We start from the raw sequence: 19,097 nt of genomic DNA on the forward strand, positions 1-19,097 counted from the left end.
GAGCCCTCGTCGTACGTGCTCGTACCCTGCTCGTACCTGCTCTCAGTACCCGAAGTCCTGCGTCCACCAGGGCCCGCCGGAGCCGAAGTGCACGCCGACCCCGAGCGTCTTGAAGTCGCAGTTCAGGATGTTGGCCTTGTGGCCGGGGCTGTTCATCCAGGCGTCCATCACCGCAGCCGCGTCGGCCTGGCCGCGGGCTATGTTCTCGCCGCCGAGGTCGGTGATGCCCGCCTTCGCGGCCCGGTCCCACGGCGAGGCCCCGCTGGGGTCGGTGTGGTCGAAGAAGCCCCGCGCGGCCATGTCCTCGCTGAAGTCCTGGGCCAGATCGGCAAGCGAGCTGTTGGCGGCGACCGCGCTGCAGCCCACCTGGGCGCGCTCGTCGTTGACGAGTCTCAGCACCTCGGCAGCGGCGGCGGCCTCCGCGGACACCGTCACCGGGGCGCTGGTCTTCTCCTTCTCCGGTGCCTTCTCGGGCGCCTTCGTGGCCGTACGCGAAGGGGTCTCCTTCGGCTTCTGGCTGGGCGTGGCCGAGGGCTTCTTCGACGGGGTCTTCGTCGGTGCGGCCGACGAGGTCGACGGGGACGGCGAGGTGGGCCGCTGGGCGTCGCGGCTCGTCGAGCCGCCGTCGCCCTGGCTCTCGGCGCTGCCGGAGGTGCCGCCCTGCTCGCTCGGGGAGTTGGTCGGGGTGTCGGCGGCCTGCACCTTGTCCGCGCCCGAACCGCCGAGCTGGTAGTTGTCGATGCCGGGCACCACACCGGTGGCGACCGCGACGGTGCCGAGCGCGACCGCGGCGGAGACGCCGAGCAGCCCGGTCTTCACCGGGGCCCCGGCCCGCTTCTTGCGGCGGCGGTGCGAGCCGCCCGCGGGCCGCCGGGAGTCGCCGGTGGGCGTGAAGCCGTCACTGCGGAGGACCGCGGTGGTCGCGCCCGCGGCGGAGCCGGCGGCGGAAGCGGCGTCGCCCGGGAAGGTCGTGGTGCCCGTGACCAGGTCGAAGTCGTCGTCCGTGGCGAACAGGTAGGCGTCGCTCTTCGCGTAGGCCTCGGCGTACGCCTCCGGGTTCAGGTAGGGCGCGATGCCCATCTTCGGAGGGTGGTCGCTCGTGTACGAGTCCCGCGGGGCGTGGCCCTCCGTATAAGAGCCGTCCGTATGCGTGACCCCCGTGGCGCGGCCCGTGGCGGCGCGGCCGGCGGCGGAGCGTCGGTGGCGTCCCATGTCCTGGCCTTCCTCGTCCGTGCGGTCTCAACGTCCTCACAGAACTCACACGATCGAGTGAGTTTCATATGAGATTCATTGGGTGGGGACGGTACCCCATGGCGCCAGGGGAGGAAGTGCTCGGAGAGGTATTGGCCCGTTAGGTTGCACTCATGAGCGAGGATGTACGACTGGTCGCCTGGGTGCGTGGACGCGTCCAAGGCGTGGGTTTTCGCTGGTTCACGCGGGCCAAGGCGCTCGAGATCGGCGGCCTGAGTGGTTTTGCTCTCAATTTGGACGACGGACGGGTCCAGGTCGTCGCGGAGGGAGCCCGGGACGGCTGTGAAGGACTCCTGGACTGGCTCCAGGGTGACGACACGCCCGGGCGTGTGGACGGTGTCACCGAGATCTGGGACACACCTCGCGGGGGTTACGACGGCTTCGCCATCCGCTGAGCCGGATCTGTGAAACGGCCCTGGTGCAAGCGGAAGGACGTGCCACCGGCAACTGCCCCGAGCAGAAAGGAGCAGGTGGTTGCCAAGAATCGCTTGCACTGGCAGGCTCCGCACGCAAGGGTGATCGCCACGCCCCGAGGGGCCCGCAGGAGTCGCCGCGCAGCCGCCATTCGGCCGTGTGCCCCCGGGTTTGCCCCCCAATACGGGGCGTGATCGTGTTGACCGTCAAACTTTTTGGTGAGACGCTGAAAGCCCCGCGCACCTTAGCTGTTTGGCGTGGCTGAACGGCAGCACAACTCCAGGCCTGCCAAGCAACCGCGGGTGCGAATCCCTCACGACCCACACCGCATCGGTCGGTCACTCAGTGTGGAGGACCATCCATCATGGCAAAGGCGCTTCTCGGTTACGTCGGCGGCTCCGACCCTCGACTCCTCGCCGAGATGCGACGGCTCCAGCAGCGTGTCCAGGACCTGGAATCCGAACTCGGACGAATCCAGGCGGAGAACGACGCTCTGCAGGCTGCCGCTTCTCACGACAGGATCATGGAGAGCATCGACGCACACCAGGCGGAGCCTGCGCTCACCTGATCACTGCACCGCTCCACAACAGCACAAGCAGTGGTTGGGCGGCCCGTATCCAACCGCTAGGTAGTTGTCAGACGACTGGCTCGCCGGCCGTCAGAAGTTGCAAGGGACGCTTCGGCGTCCCTTCTTTCTTGCCCCCGGCTTACTGGCCCGCGCATCCTTTCACCTTCTTTAACGTCTGGTGTGCCCTGCACGTTCACCGGTGAAACCGTGGGTTCATGGAGTGACATCCGGGCGGAAGGTAGAGTCCAGCGGCGTGCACCTCAAGGCCCTGACCCTCCGCGGGTTCAAGTCGTTCGCCTCGGCGACCACGCTCCGGTTCGAGCCGGGGATCACGTGCGTCGTCGGTCCGAACGGCTCGGGCAAGTCCAATGTGGTGGACGCGCTCAGCTGGGTCATGGGTGAGCAGGGCGCCAAGTCGCTGCGCGGCGGCAAGATGGAGGACGTCATCTTCGCCGGCACGACCGGCCGCCCGCCACTTGGCCGTGCCGAGGTTTCGCTGACCATCGACAACTCCGATGGCGCACTGCCCATCGAGTACGCCGAGGTCACCATCACGCGGATCATGTTCCGCAACGGCGGCAGCGAGTACCAGATCAACGGCGACACCTGCCGCCTCCTCGACATCCAGGAGCTCCTCTCCGACTCCGGCATCGGCCGTGAGATGCACGTCATCGTCGGCCAGGGCCAGCTCGACTCCGTCCTGCACGCCGACCCCATGGGCCGCCGCGCCTTCATCGAGGAGGCCGCGGGCGTCCTCAAGCACCGCAAGCGCAAGGAAAAGGCGCTCAGGAAGCTGGACGCGATGCAGGCCAACCTCGCGCGCGTGCAGGACCTGACGGACGAGCTGCGCCGGCAGTTGAAGCCGCTGGGCCGCCAGGCGGCGGTGGCGCGCAGGGCCGCTGTCATCCAGGCGGATCTGCGCGACGCCCGCCTCCGCCTCCTCGCCGACGATCTCGTACGGCTGCGTGAGGCGCTGCAGGCCGAGGTCGCCGACGAGGCCGCGCTGAAGGAACGCAAAGAGGCCGCCGAGCAGCAGCTGAAGAAGGCCTTGCAACGCGAGGCGCTCCTGGAGGACGAGGTACGGCAGCTCACGCCGCGCCTCCAGCGGGCCCAGCAGACCTGGTACGAGCTGTCCCAGCTCGCCGAACGGGTACGTGGCACGATCTCGCTGGCCGACGCGCGCGTGAAGAGCGCGACGTCCGCGCCGCCGGAGGAACGTCGGGGCCGTGACCCCGAGGACATGGAGCGCGAGGCCGCTCGCATCCGCGAACAGGAGGCCGAACTCGAAGCGGCCCTGGAGGCGGCCGAGCGGGCCCTGGAGGACACGGTCGCCCACCGTGCCGAACTGGAACGGGAGCTCACGCAGGAAGAACGGCGCCTGAAGGACGTTGCCCGCGCCATCGCGGATCGCCGCGAGGGCCTGGCCCGGCTGAGCGGGCAGGTCAACGCGGCCCGTTCGCGTGCGGCCTCCGCCCAGGCCGAGATCGACCGCCTGGCCGCGGCCCGGGACGAGGCCCAGGAGCGGGCCTTCGCCGCGCAGGAGGAGTACGAGGCCCTGAAGGCCGAGGTCGACGGCCTGGACGCCGGCGACGCGGAACTCGGCGAGCAGCACGAGGCGGCGAAGCGGCAGCTCGCGGAGGCGGAGGCCGCGCTCACCGCAGCCCGCGAGGCGGCCACGGCGGCGGAACGAGCGCGCGCCGCGACCCAGGCCCGGCACGAGGCGCTGGCGCTCGGCCTGCGCCGCAAGGACGGCACCGGGATACTGCTTGATGCCCGCGACCGACTGACCGGGCTCCTCGGCCCGGCGGCGGAGATGCTGACGGTGACACCCGGCTACGAGGTGGCCCTGGCGGCCGCCTTCGGCGCGGCGGCGGACGCGATCGCGGTGACGTCACCGTCCGCCGCGGCGGAGGCGATCCGTTTGCTGCGCAAGCAGGACGGCGGTCGAGCGGCGCTGCTGCTGGCGGGGGAGCCGGGGGTGCCGACAGAGGCGGGGACGGAGGCGGGGACGGCAGCGCCCCAAAGGGGCGCGGGGAACTGCGCGACCAGCCACGATGAACCCGCAGACGCCCGACATGCTCACGCGGCACATTTCGTCCGCGGCCCTTCCGAGCTCATGCCCGCCCTACGCCGCCTCCTGCACGGCATCGTCGTCGTCCCCACCCTCGAAGACGCCGAGGAGCTCGTCTACGCCCACCCCGACCTCACCGCCGTAACCGCCGAAGGCGACCTGCTGGGCGCGCACTTCGCGCACGGCGGCTCCGCCGGGGCGCCGAGCCTCCTCGAAGTACAGGCCTCCGTGGACGAGGCCGCCGCAGAACTGGAGGAGCTGGCCGTCCGCTGCGAGGAACTGGCCGAGACCCAGGACGCGGCGGCCGAACGCCGTAAGGCATCCGCCGCGCTTGTCGAAGAGCTGGGGGAGCGGCGCCGTGCCGCCGACCGGGAGAAGTCGACGGTCGCCCAGCAGCTCGGCCGGCTCGCAGGCCAGGCAAGGGGCGCGGCGGGCGAAGCGGAGCGTTCCGTCGCCGCCGCCGCGCGGGCGCAGGAGGCGCTCGACAAGGCCCTCCAGGACGTCGAGGAGCTGGCCGAACGGCTCGCTGTCGCCGAGGAGATGCCGGTCGAGGAGGAACCCGACACGTCGGTACGGGACCGTCTCGCCGCCGATGGCGCCAACGCGCGCCAGACCGAGATGGAGGCCCGCCTCCAGGTCCGTACGCACGAAGAACGTGTGAAGGGACTCGCCGGCCGAGCCGATTCCCTCGACCGCGCCGCCCGAGCTGAGCGGGACGCACGCGCGCGTGCCGAGCAGCGGCGGGCCCGGCTGCGCCACGAGGCGGCCGTCGCCGAAGCCGTCGCCTCCGGTGCGCGCCAACTCCTCGCCCACGTCGAGGTCTCCCTCGCCCGCGCCGACGAGGAGCGCACCGCCGCCGAGGCCGCCAAGGCCCGGCGGGAGCAGGAGCTGGCCGCCGCCCGGAACGAAGGCCGCGACCTCAAGGCCGAACTGGACAAGCTGACCGACTCCGTCCACCGCGGCGAGGTCCTCGGCGCCGAGAAGCGGATGCGGATCGAGCAGCTGGAGACCAAGGCCCTGGAGGAACTGGGCGTCGAACCGGCCGGGCTCGTCTCCGAGTACGGCCCCCACCAGCTCGTACCGCCCTCCCCGGCCGCCGAGGGCGAGCAGCTCCCCGAGGACCCCGAGCATCCCCGCAACCAGCCCAAGCCCTTCGTCCGGGCCGAGCAGGAGAAGCGGCTCAAGGCGGCCGAGCGGGCCTACCAGCAGCTCGGCAAAGTCAACCCACTCGCGCTTGAGGAGTTCGCGGCGCTGGAGGAACGGCACAAGTTCCTCAGCGAGCAGCTCGAGGACCTGAAGAAGACCCGCGCCGACCTGCTCCAGGTCGTCAAGGAGGTCGACGAGCGCGTCGAGCAGGTCTTCACCGAGGCCTACCGGGACACGGCCCGGGAGTTCGAGGGCGTCTTCAGCCGGCTGTTCCCCGGTGGCGAGGGACGGCTGATCCTGACCGATCCCGACAACATGCTCACCACGGGAGTCGACGTCGAGGCCCGTCCGCCCGGCAAGAAGGTCAAGCGGCTGTCCCTGCTCTCGGGCGGTGAGCGCTCACTCACCGCGGTCGCCCTGCTCGTGTCGATCTTCAAGGCCCGGCCGAGCCCGTTCTACGTCATGGACGAGGTCGAGGCCGCCCTCGACGACACCAACCTGCAGCGGCTGATCCGCATCATGCAGGAGCTGCAGGAAGCCTCGCAGCTGATCGTGATCACCCACCAGAAGCGCACGATGGAGGTCGCCGACGCGCTGTACGGCGTCTCCATGCAGGGCGACGGCGTGTCGAAGGTCATCAGCCAGCGGCTGCGCTGACGCCGCCGGCCGTTCCCGATCGCGAGCTCTTCAAACCCATCACTTCAAGAAGTGAACACATCTCAGCTAGTCACGTCTCGAAAGTCACAGCAGCGCGACTATTGACTTCGAAACTTGAAGGAATAGTCTCTGCAACGTTCCTTTTACCTTCAGGTATCACTACTTGGAGCGGCTGACCCCCACCCGGCAGCGTTGCCGGTGGCCCGAGGAGTACACGTGACCAGCACAGCGCAGGCACCCACGTCAGGAGCCAGGACGGCTCATCCCGAGCACCTCGGGCACGTCGTCTTCATCACCGCGGCGGCCGCCATGGGCGGCTTCCTCTTCGGCTACGACAGCTCCGTCATCAACGGAGCCAACGGCGGTATCCAGGCCCGGTTCGACCTCAGCTCCGGTGTCACCGGAACCGTCGCCGCCAGCGCCCTGCTCGGCAGCGCACTGGGCGCCGCGATCGCCGGCCGCATAGCCGACCGCATCGGCCGCATCCGCGTCATGCAGATCGCGGCGGTGCTGTTCGCCGTGAGCGCCGTCGGTTCCGGCCTCCCGTTCGCCGCGTGGGACCTCGCTGCCTGGCGTGTCCTCGGCGGCATCGCCATCGGTATGGCCTCGGTCATCGGCCCGGCCTACATAGCCGAGGTCGCCCCGCCCGCGTACCGAGGCCGGCTCGCCTCCTTCCAGCAGGCCGCCATTGTCATCGGCATCGCCGTCTCCCAGCTGGTCAACTGGGCCATCCTCAACATGGCCGACGGCGAGGAGCGCGGCACGGTCGCGGGCCTGGAGGCCTGGCAGTGGATGCTCGGCGTGATGCTGGTCCCCGCCGTGATCTACGGCCTGCTGTCCTTCGCCATCCCCGAGTCCCCGCGCTACCTGATCAGCGTCGGCCGCGTCGACGATGCGAAGAAGGTCCTCGCCGACGTCGAGGGCGGCGTGGACCTGGACGCCCGGGTCGCCGAGATCGACCAGGCCATGCGCAGCGACCACAAGTCCACGTTCAAGGACCTGCTGGGCGGCAAGTTCGGCCTGCTGCCGATCGTGTGGATCGGTATCGGCCTCTCCGTCTTCCAGCAGCTGGTCGGCATCAACGTCATCTTCTACTACTCGAACCTGCTGTGGCAGTCCGTGGGCGTCGACCCGTCGAGCTCGTTCTTCTACTCGTTCGAGACCTCGATCATCAACATCGTCGGCACCGTGATCGCGATGATCTTCGTCGACCGCATCGGCCGCAAGCCGCTCGCCCTCATCGGCTCCGTCGGCATGGGCCTCTCGCTCGCGGCGGCGGCCTGGGCCTTCTCCTTCCAGAACGGCAACGACCCGCTGCCGACCGCGCAGGGCTACGTGGCGCTGATCGCCGCCAACGCGTTCGTCCTCTTCTTCGCCCTGTCCTGGGGTGTGGTCGTCTGGGTCATGCTCGGTGAGGTCTTCCCGAACAAGATCCGCGCCGCCGCCCTGGGTGTGGCCGCCTCGGCCCAGTGGATCGCCAACTGGGTCATCACGATCACCTTCCCGGACCTGTCGGACTGGAACCTGTCGCTGACGTACGTCATGTACGCGGTGTTCGCCTTCCTCTCCATCCCGTTCATCCTCAAGTTCGTGCCCGAGACCAAGGGCAAGAAGCTGGAGGAGATGGGCTGACCGGCCCCCGAACTCGGGGAGAAGGGCCAAGTCCCCGCTGCCCCTCTCCCCGTCATCCGCCGCCGCCCCGGCTCGGCCACTGCCCGAGCCGGGGCGGCGGTTTCGTGTACGAGCGGTCAGTCACCGAGCCCGGGCAGCACCCGCTCGCAGAACAGCCTGAGGCTGCGCCACCCCTCTTCCACCGGCATCCCGCCGGACAGCGGGTGCAGTACGTAGTTCTCGTGGCCCAGCGCCACACACTCCTGCGGCGTCACGATCCGGTACACGCCCTCGGCGCGCAGCTCCGCCACCGTCGTGGCCGCCGACTTCACGGCGGACCGTACGTCCCCGGACTGCCAGGAGGCGTACGTCCGCGCCTCGTGCAGGAAATGCCCGCCGTACCGGGCCCACGCCCGGTCCGGATCCTCGGCGATGTGCAGCAGCGGTGTCTCGGCGGCCGGCATCATCGTCCAGCCCTCGGTGCCGTACTCGACGAGCCGCTCCTTGTAGTACGCCTCCAGCTCCGGCAGATGCGCGCTGGGGAAGAACGGCAGGCCCAGCCGGGCGGCCCGGCGGGCGGCGGCCTTCGAGGAGCCGCCGACCAGGAGCAGCGGGTGCGGGTCGGTGTACGGGCGCGGGGTGACCCGTACCGTACGGCCCCGGTACTCGAAGGGATCGCCGCTCCAGGCCTTGAGCAGGGTGTCGAGGAGCTCGTCCTGAAGCCTGCCGCGCCGCTTCCAGTCCACGTCGAACAGGGCGTACTCCTCGGGCCGATACCCGATGCCGGCGACCGTCACCAGCCGCCCGCCGCTCAGCAGATCCAGTACGGCGATCTCCTCCGCCAGCCGCAGCGGGTCGTGCAGCGGGCCGATGATCGCCGAGACGGTGACCGCGATCCGGCGCGTCGCGCCGAACACCGCGGCCGCGAAGGAGAAGGGGGAGGGGAGCCAGTTGTTGTCGGCGCCGTGGTGCTCCTCGGTCTGCACGGTGGTGATGCCGTGCTCGTCGGCGTACGCGGCCATCTCCAGGGCCGCCCGATAGCGGGCGGCGAGCGAGGCGGGGGTGGCGTCGGGCTCGACGAGGTTGAAGCGTACGACCGTGACGGGCATGGGGGTCCCCCTTCACCGGGCGGGTGTGAAGGCGGACGTTAGCTGACGGTGTGTCAGACATCCAGAGGGGTGTCGCCGGACTCCATGGCCGATACTGGACGCGTTATGGACATCCTCATCCTTGCTGTAGTCATCGCCGTGGTCGTGCTCGGCGCGCTCGGCGGGCTGATCGTCGGCAGCCGACGCAAGAAGCAGCTGCCTCCGCCGCCCCCAGCCGCCCCCGACATCACCGCCCCTCCGGCCGAGCCGCACGTCGGCGACGAGGCCGAAACGCCGCGCGACGAACCGCGCCGGACCATAGAGGAGGTGGACCTTCCCGGCGGCGGCGCACCGACCGCCGTCGAGGAACCGCCCGTCGTCGAAGGGCTCCCGCCCGTCGAGATCGAGGTCCCGGAGCCCACCGCCGGCCGCCTGATCCGCCTGCGCGCCCGGCTCTCCCGCTCCCAGAACGCCCTCGGCAAGGGGCTGCTCACGCTCCTGTCGCGCGAGCACCTCGACGAGGACACCTGGGAGGAGATCGAGGACACGCTGCTCACCGCCGACGTCGGCGTGCTGCCCACCCAGGAGCTGGTCGACGGGCTGCGCGAGCGCGTGAAGGTCCTCGGCACCCGCACCCCCGAGGAGCTGCGCGGCCTGCTGCGCGAGGAGCTCCTCAAGCTGGTCGGCACCGACTTCGACCGCACGGTCAGGACCGAGCCGGAGACCAGCAAGCCCGGCATCGTGATGGTCGTCGGCGTCAACGGCACCGGCAAGACCACCACCACCGGCAAGCTCGCCCGCGTCCTCGTGGCCGACGGGCGCTCCGTCGTCCTGGGCGCCGCCGACACCTTCCGTGCCGCCGCCGCCGACCAGCTCCAGACCTGGGGCGAGCGCGTCGGCGCCTACACCGTGCGCGGGCCGGAGGGCGGCGACCCCGCCTCCGTCGCCTTCGACGCGGTGAAGGAGGGCAAGGAGATGGGCTCCGACGTCGTCCTCATCGACACCGCCGGGCGCCTGCACACCAAGACCGGCCTCATGGACGAGCTCGGCAAGGTCAAGCGGGTCGTCGAGAAGCACGCTCCGCTGGACGAGATCCTGCTCGTGCTGGACGCGACGACCGGGCAGAACGGCCTGGTCCAGGCCCGCGTCTTCGCCGAGGTCGTCGACATCACCGGCATCGTGCTCACCAAGCTGGACGGCACGGCCAAGGGCGGCATCGTCATCGCGGTCCAGCGCGAGCTGGGCGTGCCGGTGAAGCTGGTCGGCCTGGGCGAGGGCGCCGACGACCTGGCGCCGTTCGAGCCGGAGGCGTTCGTTGACGCCCTTATCGGGGAGTGACCCACCTCACCTGCGAACTTTCGTATGTGCTCGGCCGGAGAAGCGCCCGCCCCCAAGGTGCAGTTGGGGACGGGCGCTTCGCTGTGTACGACTGTGACGATCGGGACGTGAGCGCTGACCTGTGACGGTCGGGCCCTGCGCTACACCCGCGACCGATGCGCCACGTACGCCAGCGTCCCCAGCAGCAGCCGTGCGGCCGGCGGCCTCGTCGCCGAGTCCAGCTCGGGTGGCCGCAGCCACCGCACCGGACCCAGGCCGCCCCGGTCGGACGGCGGTGCCGTGATGTGCGCGCCGGGGCCGAGGCCGCGCAGGTCGAGGTGGGTCGGGTCGTCCCAGCCCATGCGGTAGAGGAGTTCGGGGAGTTCCGCGGCGGCGCCGGGGGCGACGAAGAAGTGGGCGCGGCCCTCGGGGGTGGCGGCGACCGGCCCCAGGGGGAGGCCCATGCGTTCGAGCCGGGTCAGCGCGCGGCGTCCGGCGGGCTCGGCCACCTCGATCACGTCGAAGGCCCGCCCGACCGGCAGCATCACTGCGGCGCCCGGCACCTCCGCCCAGGCCTTGCCGACCTCGTCGAGCGTGGCCCCGGCCGGGACCTCGGGCGCGAAGTCGAGGGGGTGGGCGCCGGGGGCGTGGCAGTCGGAGCGGCCGCACGAGCAGGTGCCCGCCGCGGCTCGCGCGCCGGGCACCACGTCCCAGCCCCACAGTCCGGTGAACTCGGCGACGGTGGTGCACTCCGAGGAGCGGCCGCGTCGTCGCGAGCCGGAGCGGATCTCCCGGATGCCGCCGATCGTGAAGCCCATGCCCCCTCCAACGGGTCCAGCGCGCCGGTGGTTACGACGCGGATTCGGATCGTGACCCTGTGTGTTCCTGGATCGCCGGTTACCCACTGTCGCCGCTCGGTCCACGCGGCGCCTGGAAGTGCTCAGGGTTGTGGGCCCGGCGACACGCGCCCCTGAGTGCTCCGCTGCGCCCACTTCCGGCCGTCCTATGTCAAGTGAATCGCGTAGAGGCCACCGTAGGTTCATTCGAAGGGGTGGCGAATGGTGGCGTTTCCGGGATCGCCATGGCTGGGGGCGTGATCGTAGGATTACCGTGTGTGCACGGCCTGTTGGGGCACATGCACACGTGGGTATGCCGGAGGCAAGTCGGCTTTCCGTTCGAAGGGTGACAACCGCCGGACGGGCGACCGTATTTACCGGCATTCTGATAGGGCTTGGCGCACTCGGTGACAAGTGGTCCAAGGGATGGGGGCATTCCAGTGAGCGGCAACAGCGGAAGCGGTACGAGTGCCGGTAGCGCATCGCACGCTGACAAGCGCCCGAACGAGCTGCTCACGTCCTGGTTCGTGCGCAGCGGCTGGTCGAAGGGCGAGCTCGCCCGCCAAGTGAACCGCCGCGCACGCCAGTTGGGCGCCAACCACATCTCCACCGACACCTCCCGGGTACGCCGCTGGCTGGACGGCGAGAACCCCCGCGAGCCGATCCCGCGGATCCTGTCCGAGCTGTTCTCCGAGCGCTTCGGCTGCGTCGTCTCCGTCGAGGATCTCGGCCTGCGCGCCGCCCGTCAGTCACCCTCCGTGTCCGGCGTCGACCTGCCCTGGACGGGCCCGCAGACGGTGGCCCTGCTCAGCGAGTTCTCGCGCAGCGACCTGATGCTGGCGCGGCGCGGCTTCCTCGGGAGTTCGCTGGCCCTGTCCGCGGGCCCGGCCCTCATCGAACCGATGCAGCGCTGGCTGGTCCCCGCGCCCCAGGCGCCGTACCAGGAGCCCCGGCCCCTCCCGTCCTCACGCGCGCGTGGCCGCCTGTCCAGGCCCGAGCTGGACCTGCTGGAGTCCACCACCGTGATGTTCCGGCAGTGGGACGCCCAGTGCGGCGGCGGTCTGCGCCGCAAGGCGGTCGTCGGCCAGCTGCACGAGGTGACCGACCTGCTCCAGGAGCCCCACCCCGAGCCCACCGCCAGGAAGCTGTTCAAGGTCGCCGCCGAGCTGGCGGAGCTGGCCGGCTGGATGTCGTACGACGTGGGGCTCCAGCCCACCGCGCAGAAGTACTTCGTCCTCGCGCTGCACGCCGCCAAGGAGGCGGGCGACCGGCCGCTCGGCTCGTACATCCTCTCCAGCATGAGCCGCCAGATGATCCACCTCGGCCGGCCCGACGACGCCCTGGAGCTGATCCATCTCGCGCAGTACGGCAGCCGGGACTGCGCGAGCCCGCGCACCCAGTCGATGCTGTATGCGATGGAGGCCCGCGCCTACGCCAACATGGGGCAGCCCGGCAAGTGCAAGCGGGCGGTGCGGATGGCCGAGGACACCTTCGCCGAGGCCGACGAGTGGGATGATCCGGACCCCGACTGGATCCGCTTCTTCTCCGAGGCCGAGCTGTACGGCGAGAACTCCCACTCCTACCGTGACCTGGCCTATGTCGCCGGCCGCAGCCCGACTTACGCCTCGCTGGCCGAGCCGGTGATGCAGCGGGCCGTGGACCTGTTCGCGAAGGACGGCGAGCACCAGCGGTCGTATGCGCTGAACCTCATCGGCATGGCCACGGTCCATCTGCTGCGGCGCGAGCCCGAGCAGAGCGCGGTCTACGCCGAACAGGCCATGCAGGTCGCCAAGAAGGTGCGCTCGGAGCGCGTCAACACTCGTATTCGAAAGACGGTCGACACGGCTGTACGCGATTTCGGGGATCTCGCCGAGGTCGTGGACCTCACCGACAAGCTCGCCGTGGAGCTGCCGGAGACCGCGGAGGCGGTCTGACCGATCCGGGCGGAAACCCGGAAACCCCAGAACCCCGGCCGCGGCCGGCCCTCCCGAACTGCCCGACTCGGCTCCCCCATGCCAGGTCATCGGAAGGCCGGCCGCGGCCGGTTCTCTTACCTCCAGTGAAGGTTGCGCCACGATAACGATCGTGCAGCGCAACATCTCGGAGTTCATCAACGCGTAACACGCAGGGCGCCTTCGTCACGGCGGCGAAACAACGAGGGGCTTCCATCGAAACTCCGCTGCGTCAATCTCGTGGCGCATAACCGGCCCACCCCTCAATCCGCTCAGGCTTCGCCCGCACGGGGCCGTACCAAACGACGAGGAGACGCCGATGGCACCAGCCATCACGCTTGCCGCAGAGACGGAGCTCTCTGCCGCCAACACAGGTTTCATGCTCATCTGCTCCGCCCTGGTGATGCTCATGACGCCGGGACTGGCCTTCTTCTACGGAGGCATGGTCCGCGTAAAGAGCACCCTGAACATGCTGATGATGAGCTTCATCAGTCTGGGGATCGTCACCATCCTGTGGGTGCTGTACGGCTTCTCCGTCGCCTTCGGTACCGACTCCGGCAGCCTCATCGGCTGGAACTCGGACTGGGTCGGCCTCAGCGGGGTCGACAAGGGCGAACTCTGGGGCTCGTACAACATCCCGCTGCTCGCCTTCATGGTCTTCCAGCTGATGTTCGCGATCATCACGCCCGCGCTGATCAGCGGTGCGCTCGCGGACCGCGTGAAGTTCTCCGCCTGGGCGCTGTTCATCGCGCTGTGGGCCACGATCGTCTACTTCCCCGTCGCCCACTGGGTCTGGGGTGAGGGCGGCTGGGCGTTCGACATGGGCGTGATCGACTTCGCCGGTGGTACGGCTGTCCACATCAACGCCGGTGCCGCGGCGCTCGGCGTGATCCTGGTCATCGGCAAGCGGGTCGGCTTCAAGAAGGACCCGATGCGTCCGCACAGCCTGCCGCTGGTCATGCTCGGCGCCGGTCTGCTGTGGTTCGGCTGGTTCGGCTTCAACGCCGGCTCGTGGCTCGGCAACGACGACGGCGTCGGCTCGCTGATGTTCGTCAACACGCAGGTCGCCACCGCCGCCGCCATGCTGGCCTGGCTCATCTACGAGAAGATCCGCCACGGCGCGTTCACCACGCTGGGTGCCGCCTCCGGTGCGGTCGCGGGTCTGGTCGCGATCACCCCGGCCGGTGGCGCGGTCACCCCGATGGGTGCGATCGCCGTCGGCGCCATCGCCGGTGTCCTGTGCGCCATGGCTGTCGGCCTGAAGTACAAGTTCGGCTACGACGACTCGCTCGACGTCGTCGGCGTCCACCTGGTCGGCGGTATCGTCGGCTCGATCCTGATCGGCTTCTTCGCCAGCGGCAAGGGCCAGTCCGAGGCGACGGGTGTCTTCTACGGCAAGCACACGTTCGACCAGCTGTGGAAGCAGCTCGCCGGTGTCGGCGGTGTCCTCGCCTACTCCCTGATCGTCTCCGCGCTTCTCGCCTTCATCCTCCACAAGACCATCGGTATGCGGGTCTCCGAGGACGAGGAGGTCGCGGGCATCGACCAGGCCGAGCACGCCGAGACCGCATACGACTTCAGTGGCGCCGGTGGCGGTGCCGCCAAGGCCGCGGTCACGGCCCCGGTCGCCGCAGCTGCGAGCAAGAAGGTGGACGCATGAAGCTCATCACCGCCGTCGTGAAGCCGCACCGGCTCGACGAGATCAAGGAGGCCCTCCAGGCCTTCGGCGTGCACGGCCTGACGGTCACCGAGGCGAGCGGCTACGGTCGTCAGCGGGGCCACACCGAGGTCTACCGCGGTGCCGAGTACACCGTCGACCTGGTCCCGAAGATCCGCATCGAGGTGCTGGCCGAGGACGACGACGCCGAACAGCTGATCGACGTCATCGTCAAGGCCGCCCGCACCGGCAAGATCGGTGACGGCAAGGTCTGGTCCCTGCCGGTCGAGACGGCCGTACGGGTGCGGACCGGCGAGCGCGGACCGGACGCGCTCTGAGGAACGCTCTGTACGAAGTACGCGCTCTGAGAGAAGAAGAAGGACAGGAGTCGCTGGGTGTCGAGTACGGACGTTCGTAAGGATGCAGAGGACTCGGGACCCAGCGGCTACGCGGCGGCCCGGCTGCACCTCCTCACCGAGGGGGCGCAGTCCGGGCCGCCGCGCCGTTCGGCGCTCGCGGAGCTGACCGACGACTGGCTGACCGGCCTGTTCGCCGCGGGCGCCGAGGGGCTGCGCGGCGTGTCCCTGGTCGCCGTCGGCGGATACGGCCGCGGCGAGCTGTCCCCGCGCAGCGACCTGGACCTGCTCCTGCTGCACGACGGCAGCGACTCCGGCGCGGTGGCCGCCCTGGCCGACCGCATCTGGTACCCCGTCTGGGACCTCGGTCTCGCCCTCGACCACTCCGTGCGGACGCCGGCCGAGGCCCGCAAGACCGCGGGCGAGGACCTCAAGGTCCAGCTGGGCCTGCTGGACGCCCGGCACATCGCGGGCGACCTCGGCCTCACGGCCGGACTGCGGACGGCGGTCCTGGCCGACTGGCGCAACCAGGCGCCCAAGCGCCTGCCCGAACTCCAGGAGCTGTCCGCCGAGCGCGCCGAGCGCCAGGGCGAGCTGCAGTACCTCCTGGAACCCGACCTGAAGGAAGCGCGCGGCGGGCTGCGCGACGCCACCATCCTGCGCGCCGTCGCCGCCTCCTGGCTGGCCGACGCCCCGCGCGAGGGCCTCGCCGACGCCCGGCGCCGACTGCTCGACGCGCGTGACGCCCTGCACCTGGCGACGGGGCGCGCGACGGACCGGCTCGCGCTCCAGGAGCAGGACCAGGTCGCGGCCGAGCTGGGCCTGCTCGACGCGGACACGCTGCTGCGGCAGGTGTACGAGGCGGCGCGGGTCATCTCGTACGCCAGTGATGTCACGTGGCGCGAGGTGGGGCGTGTGCTGCGCTCGCGCGCTGTGCGGCCGCGTCTGCGCGCCATGCTGGGCGGCGGCAAGCCCACTGCTGAAAGGTCCCCGCTCGCCGAGGGCGTGGTGGAGCAGGACGGCGAGGTGGTGCTCGCCCGCGCCGCGCGCCCCGAACGCGACCCCGTGCTGCCCTTGCGTGCCGCGGCCGCCGCCGCGCAGGCCGGACTCCCGCTCTCCCTGCATGCCGTACGGCGCATGGCGGCCGCCGTGCGCCCGCTGCCCACGCCCTGGCCCGCCGAGGCGCGTGAGCAGCTCGTGACCCTGCTGGGCTCCGGGCGGCCGACGGTCGAGGTCTGGGAGGCCCTGGAGGCCGAAGGGCTGATCACTCGCTTCCTCCCGGACTGGGAGCGGGTGCGCTGCCGTCCGCAGCGCAACGCCGTGCACATCTGGACCGTCGACCGGCACCTCATCGAGACGGCCGTCCGCGCGTCCGAGTTCACCCGCCGCGTCCACCGCCCCGACCTCCTCCTGGTCGCCGCGCTGCTGCACGACATCGGCAAGGGCTGGCCCGGCGACCACTCGGTGGCCGGCGAGATCATCGTCAAGGACGTGGCCGCCCGCATCGGCTTCGACCGCGACGACGTGACGGTGCTCTCCACCCTCGTACGCCATCACCTGCTGCTCGTCGAGACGGCCACCCGGCGTGACCTGGAGGACCCGGCCACCGTGCGCGCGGTCGCCGAGGCGGTCGGCTCCCAGGGCACCCTGGAGCTGCTGCACGCCCTGACCGAGGCGGACGCGCTGGCCACCGGCCCGGCGGCCTGGTCGTCGTGGCGGGGCTCGCTCGTGGCCGACCTGGTGAAACGGGTCGCCGCCGTGCTCGCCGGGGACGACCTCGACGAGCCCGAGGCCGCCGCGCCCACCGCCGAGCAGGAGCGGCTCGCCATCGAGGCGGTCGCGACGGGCAGCCCGGTGCTGTCGCTGCGCGCGCAGACCGAGCCGCCGACCGAGGAGCAGCCCTCGGGCGACCCGGAGCCGCTCGGGGTGGAGCTCCTCATCGCCGTACCGGACCAGCCGGGCGTGCTGCCCGCGGTGGCCGGCGTCCTGGTGATGCACCGCCTGACCGTGCGCACCGCCGAACTGCGCGCCCTGGATCTGCCGGACGGCGTCGAGGGCACCGTCCTGCTGCTGGACTGGCGGGTCGCCGCCGAGTACGGCTCCCTGCCGCAGGCCGCCCGGCTCCGTGCCGACCTGGTACGGGCCCTGGACGGCTCCCTGGACATCGCGGGCCGCCTCGCCGAGCGGGACGCCGCGTATCCGCGCCGCCGGGGCGTCGTGCCACCGGCGGCGAGGGTCTCGGTCCACCCGGCCGCCTCCCGGCTGGCCACGGTGATCGAGGTGCGCGCACAGGACGCGCCGGGGCTGCTGTTCCGGATCGGGCGGGCGCTGGAGGACGCGAGCGTGCGGGTGCGCAGTGCGCATGTCAGCACCCTGGGTGCGAACGCCGTCGACGCGTTCTATGTCACAGGGCCCGAAGGGGCGCCGCTGCCCAGCGAGGAAGCGGCCTCCGTGGCGCGCAAGCTGGAGGAGACGTTGCGGGGCTGAGACCCCGTTCAAAGGCTCTGCACCCAGGGATCCCGGCAACCTGCGCCGCCGGGATACCCTGGAGGGCGATTCCCAGCTGCCACCGACCCCGAGGACCGCGAGCGCCGTGTTCGATACTCTCTCCGATCGCCTCTCAGCGACTTTCAAGAACCTGCGCGGCAAGGGACGGCTCTCCGAGGCGGACATCGACGCCACCGCGCGCGAGATCCGCATCGCGCTCCTCGAAGCGGACGTGGCGCTGCCCGTCGTCCGGACGTTCATCAAGAACGTCAAGGAGCGTGCCCTCGGCGCCGAAGTCTCCAAGGCGCTGAACCCGGCCCAGCAGGTCCTGAAGATCGTCAACGACGAGCTCGTGACGATCCTGGGTGGCGAGACCCGGCGCCTGCGCTTCGCCAAGCAGCCCCCGACCGTGATCATGCTGGCGGGTCTGCAGGGTGCCGGTAAGACGACCCTCGCGGGCAAGCTCGGCCGCTGGCTGAAGGAGCAGGGCCACTCGCCGCTCCTGGTCGCCGCCGACCTCCAGCGCCCGAACGCCGTCAACCAGCTCAGCGTGGTCGCCGACCGCGCCGGCGTGGCCGTCTTCGCGCCGGAGCCGGGCAACGGCGTCGGTGACCCCATCAAGGTCGCCAAGGACTCCATCGAGCACGCCAAGGCCAAGGTCCACGACATCGTGATCGTGGACACCGCCGGCCGCCTCGGCATCGACCAGGAGATGATGCAGCAGGCCGCGGACATCCGCGACGCCGTCTCCCCGGACGAGATCCTCTTCGTCGTCGACGCGATGATCGGTCAGGACGCGGTCAACACCGCCGAGGCCTTCCGCGACGGCGTCGGCTTCGACGGCGTGGTGCTCTCCAAGCTCGACGGTGACGCCCGCGGTGGTGCGGCCCTGTCGATCCGCCAGATCACCGGCAAGCCCATCATGTTCGCGTCGAACGGCGAGAAGCTCGACGACTTCGACGCCTTCCACCCGGACCGGATGGCCTCCCGCATCCTCGACATGGGTGACCTGCTCACCCTGATCGAGCAGGCGGAGAAGACCTTCGACCAGGCCGAAGCCCAGAAGATGGCCGAGAAGCTGGCCTCCAAGAAGGGCCAGGACTTCACCCTCGACGACTTCCTGGCCCAGATGGAGCAGGTCAGGAAGATGGGCTCCATCTCCAAGCTGCTCGGGATGCTCCCGGGCATGGGCCAGATCAAGGACCAGATCAACAACCTCGACGAGCGCGACGTCGACCGCACGGCCGCGATCATCAAGTCGATGACCCCGGCCGAGCGCCAGGAGCCGACGATCATCAACGGCTCGCGGCGCGCCCGTATCGCCCGCGGTTCCGGTGTCGAGGTCAGCGCGGTCAAGAACCTGGTCGAGCGGTTCTTCGAGGCCCGCAAGATGATGTCCCGCATGGCCCAGGGCGGCGGCATGCCCGGTATGCCGGGGATGCCCGGCATGGGTGGCGGTCCGGGCCGTACGAAGAAGCAGCCGAAGAAGGCCAAGGGCAAGCAGCGCTCCGGCAACCCGATGAAGCGCAAGCAGCAGGAGCAGGAGGAGGCCGCCCGCAGGGCCGCCGCCGCGCAGGCCGGAGGCGCCTTCGGCGTGCCGGGCCAGCAGGCTCCGCAGGACTTCGAGCTGCCGGACGAGTTCAAGAAGTTCATGGGCTGACGGTTCGTCTCGTACGGACTTCCCGT

General features: G+C 70.5%; 13 protein-coding genes. 10 read left to right on the plus strand and 3 right to left on the minus strand.

Annotated features, from left to right (window positions below; all coding sequences use genetic code 11):
- Positions 1 to 42 precede the first annotated feature (42 nt).
- Positions 43 to 1,212: a CAP domain-containing protein gene (locus tag ACIREI_RS34880; RefSeq protein WP_403341638.1), complete on the minus strand. Its 1,170-nt coding sequence runs from the start codon at positions 1,210 to 1,212 to the stop codon at positions 43 to 45.
- Positions 1,213 to 1,364: 152 nt separating this feature from the next.
- Between ACIREI_RS34880 and ACIREI_RS34885 the strand changes: the two genes are divergently transcribed.
- From ACIREI_RS34885 to ACIREI_RS34900, 4 genes are all read left to right on the plus strand, one after another.
- Positions 1,365 to 1,646 (plus strand): acylphosphatase, encoded by a 282-nt coding sequence (locus tag ACIREI_RS34885; RefSeq protein WP_194040143.1) that lies wholly within the window; start codon positions 1,365 to 1,367, stop codon positions 1,644 to 1,646.
- Positions 1,647 to 2,029: 383 nt separating this feature from the next.
- Positions 2,030 to 2,233, plus strand: coding sequence for a hypothetical protein (locus ACIREI_RS34890; RefSeq protein WP_007493378.1), 204 nt, complete (start codon positions 2,030 to 2,032; stop codon positions 2,231 to 2,233).
- Positions 2,234 to 2,486: 253 nt separating this feature from the next.
- The gene (gene smc / locus ACIREI_RS34895; protein WP_403341641.1) at positions 2,487 to 6,107 is read left to right on the plus strand and encodes a chromosome segregation protein SMC; all 3,621 of its coding nucleotides are present in this window, start codon (positions 2,487 to 2,489) and stop codon (positions 6,105 to 6,107) included.
- 216 nt (positions 6,108 to 6,323) lie between these two features.
- Positions 6,324 to 7,739 carry a sugar porter family MFS transporter gene (locus ACIREI_RS34900; protein ID WP_403341644.1) on the plus strand — a complete coding sequence of 472 codons (1,416 nt, stop codon included), beginning with the start codon at positions 6,324 to 6,326 and terminating at the stop codon, positions 7,737 to 7,739.
- A gap of 116 nt (positions 7,740 to 7,855) precedes the next feature.
- Here ACIREI_RS34900 and ACIREI_RS34905 read toward each other — a convergent pair whose 3' ends face one another.
- On the minus strand, positions 7,856 to 8,827 hold the full coding sequence (locus ACIREI_RS34905; RefSeq protein WP_403341647.1) for an LLM class flavin-dependent oxidoreductase: 972 nt from the start codon (positions 8,825 to 8,827) through the stop codon (positions 7,856 to 7,858).
- Positions 8,828 to 8,932: 105 nt separating this feature from the next.
- Here ACIREI_RS34905 and ftsY point away from each other — a divergent pair, with 105 nt between their 5' ends.
- Positions 8,933 to 10,144 (plus strand): signal recognition particle-docking protein FtsY, encoded by a 1,212-nt coding sequence (gene ftsY / locus ACIREI_RS34910; RefSeq protein ID WP_403341650.1) that lies wholly within the window; start codon positions 8,933 to 8,935, stop codon positions 10,142 to 10,144.
- Positions 10,145 to 10,284: 140 nt separating this feature from the next.
- Here the strand turns inward: ftsY and ACIREI_RS34915 are convergent, their stop codons facing one another.
- Positions 10,285 to 10,941 (minus strand): bifunctional DNA primase/polymerase, encoded by a 657-nt coding sequence (locus ACIREI_RS34915; RefSeq protein WP_403341652.1) that lies wholly within the window; start codon positions 10,939 to 10,941, stop codon positions 10,285 to 10,287.
- Positions 10,942 to 11,399: 458 nt separating this feature from the next.
- On the opposite strand from ACIREI_RS34915, the gene ACIREI_RS34920 reads away from it, so the two are divergent.
- The 5 genes from ACIREI_RS34920 to ffh all read left to right on the plus strand — a co-directional run bounded on the left by ACIREI_RS34920 (position 11,400) and on the right by ffh (position 19,071).
- Positions 11,400 to 12,893, plus strand: a complete 1,494-nt coding sequence (locus ACIREI_RS34920) for a hypothetical protein (protein WP_403341654.1) — start codon at positions 11,400 to 11,402, stop codon at positions 12,891 to 12,893.
- A gap of 337 nt (positions 12,894 to 13,230) precedes the next feature.
- The gene (locus ACIREI_RS34925; RefSeq protein WP_403341656.1) at positions 13,231 to 14,571 is read left to right on the plus strand and encodes an ammonium transporter; all 1,341 of its coding nucleotides are present in this window, start codon (positions 13,231 to 13,233) and stop codon (positions 14,569 to 14,571) included.
- Positions 14,568 to 14,906, plus strand: a complete 339-nt coding sequence (locus ACIREI_RS34930) for a P-II family nitrogen regulator (RefSeq protein ID WP_003997576.1) — start codon at positions 14,568 to 14,570, stop codon at positions 14,904 to 14,906. The genes ACIREI_RS34925 and ACIREI_RS34930 overlap by 4 nt, the downstream gene beginning before the upstream one ends.
- Positions 14,907 to 14,963: 57 nt before the next feature.
- Entirely contained in the window at positions 14,964 to 17,411 is a 2,448-nt protein-coding gene (locus tag ACIREI_RS34935; protein ID WP_403341659.1) for a [protein-PII] uridylyltransferase, read from the plus strand.
- Positions 17,412 to 17,517: 106 nt separating this feature from the next.
- Positions 17,518 to 19,071: a signal recognition particle protein gene (gene ffh / locus ACIREI_RS34940; protein ID WP_403341661.1), complete on the plus strand. Its 1,554-nt coding sequence runs from the start codon at positions 17,518 to 17,520 to the stop codon at positions 19,069 to 19,071.
- The last annotated feature ends 26 nt before the right edge of the window (positions 19,072 to 19,097 follow it).

Origin of the sequence: Streptomyces sp. NPDC093591 (assembly GCF_044764885.1) — a bacterium.
Classification (GTDB): domain Bacteria; phylum Actinomycetota; class Actinomycetes; order Streptomycetales; family Streptomycetaceae; genus Streptomyces.